This is a genomic window from Sediminibacillus massiliensis (assembly GCF_900156915.1).
Lineage (GTDB): Bacteria > Bacillota > Bacilli > Bacillales > Amphibacillaceae > Sediminibacillus_A > Sediminibacillus_A massiliensis.
Genome location: NZ_LT732535.1, coordinates 3601081 through 3608019, shown reverse-complemented (window position 1 = coordinate 3608019; position 6939 = coordinate 3601081). Strand labels below are relative to the sequence as shown.

5 protein-coding genes are annotated in these 6939 nt (G+C 43.1%); all 5 read right to left on the bottom strand.

The window, feature by feature from the left end:
* On the bottom strand, positions 1-368 hold a 368-nt coding region (locus tag CZ434_RS18665), incomplete at its 3' end, for an ABC transporter permease family protein (protein WP_483880240.1).
* Positions 368-1228 carry a carbohydrate ABC transporter permease gene (locus tag CZ434_RS18660; RefSeq protein ID WP_077624508.1) on the bottom strand — a complete coding sequence of 287 codons (861 nt, stop codon included), beginning with the start codon at positions 1226-1228 and terminating at the stop codon, positions 368-370. The genes CZ434_RS18660 and CZ434_RS18665, both read right to left, overlap by 1 nt.
* A gap of 100 nt (positions 1229-1328) precedes the next feature.
* On the bottom strand, positions 1329-2621 hold the full coding sequence (locus CZ434_RS18655; protein WP_077624507.1) for an ABC transporter substrate-binding protein: 1293 nt from the start codon (positions 2619-2621) through the stop codon (positions 1329-1331).
* 389 nt (positions 2622-3010) lie between these two features.
* Entirely contained in the window at positions 3011-4942 is a 1932-nt protein-coding gene (locus CZ434_RS18650; protein ID WP_077624506.1) for a glycoside hydrolase family 15 protein, read from the bottom strand.
* Positions 4943-5148: 206 nt separating this feature from the next.
* Positions 5149-6828 carry a glycoside hydrolase family 13 protein gene (locus CZ434_RS18645; RefSeq protein WP_077624505.1) on the bottom strand — a complete coding sequence of 560 codons (1680 nt, stop codon included), beginning with the start codon at positions 6826-6828 and terminating at the stop codon, positions 5149-5151.
* Positions 6829-6939: the final 111 nt, after the last annotated feature.

The following is a 6939-nucleotide window of genomic DNA, read 5'->3' as shown; positions in this document are numbered from 1 at the left end:
CTCAACTTACTCTTGTTCCTCGCCAAAGCATACCCTGCCATGGAGGAACAAAGGATGATAATAGCCACACTGGCACCTGTGACCAACAGCGAGTTGAACAGGGACGACATAAAGTTCAAATCAATGAACGCATTGACGAAGTTCTCTGACGTCAAGGCTGTCGGAAGCCCGAGTACCCCTTCAAAGATCTCGCGTTTCGTTTTGAAAGCATTGACAAGCATTAAATAAAACGGGGACAGCCACAACAAGGCGATCAACAGGCCGACGATTTCAATAATGATCAAGTTGCGTTTTGTTTTGTCCAGCTTCAAGCCTTTCGATTTGCTTTGGGCTGCAATCCGGCCGCCGCTCAGTTCGGTGCTTTTCATTACATTTCGACCTCCCGTTTTTTATTGTAATACACTTGCGTGATGGCGATTGCCGCCACAATCACGAAGAAAATGATCCCTTTCGCCTGGGCATATGCCATGTTGTTTTCGTTGAACGCCGTTTTGACGATTTCCATCGCCACCATCTGGGTCGAGTTAAACGGACCGCCATTTGTCAGCGACAGATTCTGGTCATAAATCTTAAAAGACGTAGACAACGTCAAGAACATACTGATCGTGAACGCAGGTGCGACTAGCGGGAACGTAATATGGCGCAGGCGCTGCCAGCTGTTCGCTCCATCGATTTCCGCTGCTTCAATCAGTTCTTTTGGGATGTTCTGCAAGTATGCAATGTAAATGATCATGATATAACCGGCCATTTGCCAGCATGTTAGAATCACAAGTCCCCAGAACCCGGTGTTCTTCGTGGACAACCAGCCGCTCAACGCCTCGATGCCGAGGGCTGTTCCGATGTCATCGAAAACACTGATGAAAATGAACTGCCAGATGAAACCTAATATCAAACCGCCGATCAAGTTCGGCATAAAGAAAATCGTTCTCAAGAAGTTACTGGATTTAAGCTTTCTGGTGACGAGCAGCGCAAGTCCCAAGCCCATAAAGTTGAGCAAAATCACGGCAACAACTGAAAACTGGATCGTAAACCACATCGCCGCCCGAAATTCTTCGTCCTTAAACAAATCAATGTAATTTTTGAACCCTAAAAACTCTGTAGCTGTTAATCCATTCCAGTTGGTGAACGAGTAGACGAGCCCGTACACAAACGGAATGACTACGACCAAACTTAATCCCAAAAGCACTGGTGTTAAGAACAACCAAAATGACAGGCTCCGGTTAGCCATATAAATCCCCTCCGATGTATTTCCCCATCCTATATTTGTCGATTAAAAGTTACAGCTGACAAGAGTCTGATCGCTTTGTCAGCTGTATATCATGTCCTGATTATTGTCTTGCTTCTTCCCATTTCGCAGTTGCATCACTTTCCAACTCTTCCCAAGTCATGTCACCGCTCAGGTATTTCTGCATGTCGACACCTAACACTTCAGTCTGCCATGGAGTCGGTGCACCTAAGAATACCCATCCAAGCGTTTCACCGGATTCAGCATACTTATAGATATCCTGGGAAAGCGGATCTGCTATTTTAGAAGTATCATAGCCTTCATATGCCGGGATGAATTTGAAGTCTTGCATAACTGCTTCTTTTCCAGCTTCGGATGTATTCATCCAATCCAAGAAATCCTTGGCCGCTTCTACTACTTCTTCATCACTTTGCTTATTAACCGCCCAATACTGCGGAACACCTACCGGAAGCTTCCCTTCGTTGCCTTCTACAGGAATAGGAATCATTCCAATCCCGTTTTCCGCTAATTCAGGATCCATGTCAGCAATAGCATTGTACACCCAGTTCCCTTGTTGAATAATAGCTACTTTTTCAAGGGAGAAGTTCTCTTCTACTTGTTGAGAGTAGTCAAGGCTGTTTACAGGTTGTACTGAATATTGGTGCTGTAAATCGAGGAAACGTTTCATCTCGTCGCCTCTTTCGAAAGCAACCGTTTCCGAATGATGCGCTTCTAAAATATCGTTGTTAAATTCAGGAGCAAGGAAAGTATTGGAGAGATGGTTTCCAAGCACCCATTTTTCTTTACCTGGAAGGGCGAAAACTGCATCAATTCCCAATTCGTCTTTTTTGCTGTCAAGCGTTTTGACAGCGCCTTCTAAATCTTCGTACGTAACAATCTCCTCAGGGTTGATTCCTGCTTCTTCAAAAATTCGTTTGTTATAAATCAGACCGTAGCCTTCCTGACTGAAAGGCATCCCAAGTATTTCTTCTCCATCTGTAACAGTCGACAATGTGCCGTCCAACGCTTGTCCAACTGCTTCTGTTTCAGAAAGGTCTGCTAAGTAATCCCGGTAATCTTCGACTTCTGTGGGGGATTGAACGTTAAAGATATCGGGTTCATCACCTGAAGAGAAAGCCGACTTAAGGGACGCCGCGTAATCATTTCCCCCACCGACCGTTTTCACGTTAATGTTCACGTCTGGATTTTCTTCCTCATACTGTTCGACTAAGCTCTCCAATTGATCTTTGATTTCTACTTTGAATTGAAACATGTCAACTGTAACTTGATCACCTGATGCACCAGAACCCGAATCGGAAGATCCACATCCCGCTAGTAAAATGCTAGAAGCAAATAGCGCCGTAGCTGCTTTGGTGTAAAATTTTGTTCCTTTCATCTCATCTACTCCCTATCCTTTTTAGTTTGTGAATTCGTTTGCATAAACAAATAAAAAAATAATGTAGCGCTTTCAAATAAATCAAAAAAATGAGAGATTGATAGGTTATGTACTTTCTCAATCACCTGATCAGAATACAGTGAATACGTTTGCATAAACAAATAGTAACACAGGTTGTCCTAGAGGGCAACCAGGAAGAGTTATTTTTTCATTTTATATTTAAAAGTATGGTAAAAACACCTACAATTGTAATCATCCTATCAAAATACAAGTTTGCTTTTGATTAAATCTATAGTTGCCGCTTTAAAAAGTTGCATCAAAAGGTAGCCCAGCCTATGAAATTGAAAAAACGGCTGAAGATCTCTCCTTCACCCGCTTCTTCATGGAGTTTAGATTAAGTTTTTTGCAGCAAGTTCTTTAAGTGTCAACACATACATGGCGTGTGACCAGGTTAAAGGCATCACCCATGCAGGTTCGTCAGTCTCTTTATCAATTTGTTCCGGCATCAACCCTAAATGATTGGCATGATCCGTTGTCCAGTTAAACAATTCTAACGCCTGGTCTGTTTCGTCACTTCGTAATTTGTATATGGCGAGCCACAAGGTGGAAATCAACCATGGGTTACCTCCGATATACACATCTCCCGGAAATCTTTCAATCCCGCCTACGTGCCGGGATGTACACGTTGTTTCGATAGCATGCGCTGTCTTTGCAAGCTTGTCCTCAGTCTGGCCAATCATTGCAAAGGGGTAATGCAACCCAAGCAAAGAAATGTCCGGTGTAGTATCTTCCCAAATCATGTATTCCTTGACGCCTTTACCATTTTCCTTAAACAGGACCTTTCCACCGGCATTCTTCTCTTCCTCATACCTGTCCCCTGTTACTGTTAGTTTTAGGGATCTCACAAACCGTTGTTCTCGCTCGTTCCAACCAATCGTCTCCGCTGCCTCTTTCATTTTCAGGGCTTTGTCCCTGTACTGATCAGCCAATTCCTGCTGCTGCTCTAATTCAGCGTAATCAGCAGCCCCCATTAAACCGCCGTACACCGCTGCCGTTGAATATAAGTGTTCACCCGTGCGTTTCTCCCATAAGTCTTTGGATGGCATCGGTAAATTCGTCTCCGGATCAATAAATCCGCAAAGGAAATCAGCACCTCTCTTAACACTTGGCCAAGTGTCCTTCCGGAAGCTTTCGTCCTTGGTCAGTTGATAGTGATGATTCATTCCCCATACAATCGAGCCTATTTCGTCTACTTGCATACCCCAAGTCGGAGCCAAAACCCCATCCGTATAATAGCGTTGATCCCATGAACCATCTTCGCTCTGGATGGCCGTTTTAAATTGATAAAACTTGCTAACCAAATCATGATACCCCGCAGCATCAACTGCAGATGCGATAAAAGCTGCATCTCTTCCCCAACAGTAGGCATAACCACCGGAATAATCGTATTCTTCATCTACTTCCGGACCTGCGATAAAAGCACCCGTCTCTTTGTTTTGCAACAAATGAAACGTTAATATAGACCGCTTATACAGTTCGTTTACCTTGTCACTTTTAATGGACAGTTTTTCCCTTTCATCCAAAATAGCAGTCCAGTAATCGACTGTTTTTTTCCGCAATTGCTTTTCGCCCAGCCTCTTTGCTTCGAGAATAGAGGAAACGGCTTCCTTCTCGGTATTTGCCAAACTGATATATAGCGTCACTTTTTTGGTTTCGCCTGGTTTGACAACGCCCGCATCGATAGAAATGGCCCCTTCCGGATTATTCAGAATGTCACGCCCTTCCATACGATTCATTTCCGCCTGTTCTTTCGCCTTGCCAGCCTGATATAGGGATATTTTTGCAGAAGATGTAATTGCCAGCGCTGTTTGGCGGTAGTAATGAATCAAACTGTCATTGTCTAAGTCGAATTTTGTTGTTTGAAAGTTTTTTTGGCCATCTAATGCGGCATCGGAAAAATGAACTAGTGCAATCGTTTTCTCTTCTGACGTGTTGTTTTTGATTACACAATCTCTCACCCAGACATCCTGTGATGGAAGAACATAATCTGTCTGCTCAATATGCCAATCATCCCTTGCATTTCTTGTAACAAGGACATTGGTGTCTTCGAGATAAAATTGCTCATTCGTAAAACTCTCATCATGGAAAAAGGAAGTCTTTTCTGCTCCCTGCTCGTGGATACCAGTCCACTGGTGGTTAACTTGATCTATGTAATCAATCCGCGGCCAGCTCAGCCTTTCGATATTACCTGCTTTATTAAATGCTAGAAGCATGTTTCCGTTTCCAATTATTCCGTCAATCAAATATGGCTTCTTCCTCATTCCCCTACCCCCTGAAATATAAATTGTCTATTAACTCACCTTGCACCAAATAATGCAATCGTTTTCACATATTTCACATACTATCACCATGCTATTTGGCTGTCAATCTAATAAATAGGCAGAAACGTATTTTACGTCTCTGCCTACAGGCTGTCGAGAAATTCTTTCCCGATAATAGGATTTGTGGATAAGAGTAGAGTTTATCCCTATGTCAGTTTATAGACTCGAGCTTCATAGGGTCTTAGTTTGAAGGAATCTATAGGCTCATTCGAATCTACTTGATAGTTCGCAATCATCAACTCCTTCTCAGAAAAGCCGACGCCTTTAGGAAGTTTAAATGCTGCCGGTTCCTCAGAGAAACTGCAAATGACTAGTAATTTTTCTTCCCCTAAAGTTCTGGTATAGGCATAAATCTGTTCATCGTCTTCCAAAATTAGCTCATACTTGCCATGGACGATTATCGGATTGTCCTTGCGTAGCTTGATCAGTTTTTTGTAATAATAAAAAATAGAATCTGGATTGTTCTTGACTATTTCAGCATTGACTTGCTCGTAGTTAGGATTGACAGCTATCCACGGTTCTCCAGACGTGAATCCAGCATGTTCACTTGCAGACCACTGTACAGGAGTTCTTCCATTGTCCCTGCTGCGTGCATGGATTCCCTTCATCATGTCTTCCGGGGTTAACAATTCCCCTGCCGTCAGATCCCGGTAAGCATTCAAGGATTCAATATCCCGGTAATGGTCGATTGATTGAAAGGCAACATTGGTCATGCCTATTTCTTCTCCTTGATAAATATAGGGGGTCCCCTTTAACAGGTGAAGGCATGTTGCCAGCATTTTACCGGAAACGACCCGGTACTGCTCATTATCATTTCCGAAACGAGAGATGGCTCTTGGCTGGTCATGATTGCTCCAATACAGGCTATTCCAACCATCACTTTCCAAGCCCTCTTGCCATCTGGAAAAAATAGTCTTCAATTTGGTCAGTTTCCATGGTTGGTTAGACCATTTTCCAAATTCTCCATTTCCGATATCCACATGCTCAAAATGGAAGACCATATTTAATTCGTTTCTGCCTTTACCCGTATAAAGCTTGGCTTCCTCCACATCAACTCCAGGCATTTCGCCTACCGTGATTGTGTCATAGTTAGACAATACCTTCTTGTTCATTTCCTGCAAAAACTCATGAATGCGCGGGCCATTCATATAATATGGGGCGCCGTTTCCATAACCGGTTCCCATTTTTTCGCCGTCCGGATAGCGCTGATCTTTCGAAAGGAAGTTGACGACATCCATCCGGAAACCGTCCACCCCCTTATCGAGCCAGCGATTCATCATGTCATACACTTCCCTGCGCAACCGTGGATTTTCCCAGTTCAAATCAGGCTGCTTCCTACTGAAAAGGTGTAAGTAATATTCATCGGTGTTTTCGTCATATTCCCAAGTACTGCCGCCGAAAGCTGCTCCCCAGTTAGTAGGAGGCTTTCCATCTATACCAGGTTTCCATATATAATAGTCACGGTACGGATTATCTTTGGAAGAACGTGACTTCAGGAACCAGCGATGCTCGTCAGAAGTGTGATTCACTACCAGGTCCATCATAATTTTAATGTCCCGGTTGTGGGCTTCCTCCAACATTTCGTCAAAGTCTTCCATCGTTCCGAACTCCTCCATGATATCCTCATAATCGCTTATGTCATAGCCGTTATCGTCATTTGGTGATTGATATACTGGAGAAAGCCAAATAACATCGATCCCTAAATCCTGCAGATGGTCCAATTTTTCAGTTATTCCTTTTATATCGCCGATCCCATCCCCATTACTATCGTTAAAGCTTCTCGGATAAATTTGATAAACAACACTTTCTTTCCACCAATCTTTCATTTTTTCATCCTTCCTTTCTATCTACTCGCTGCACATTGTGCGATTGTACTTGATGATTTTTTTCAGTTAACGATTAAAATTAGAGTAAACGTTTACGTATAAAAGAAAAAA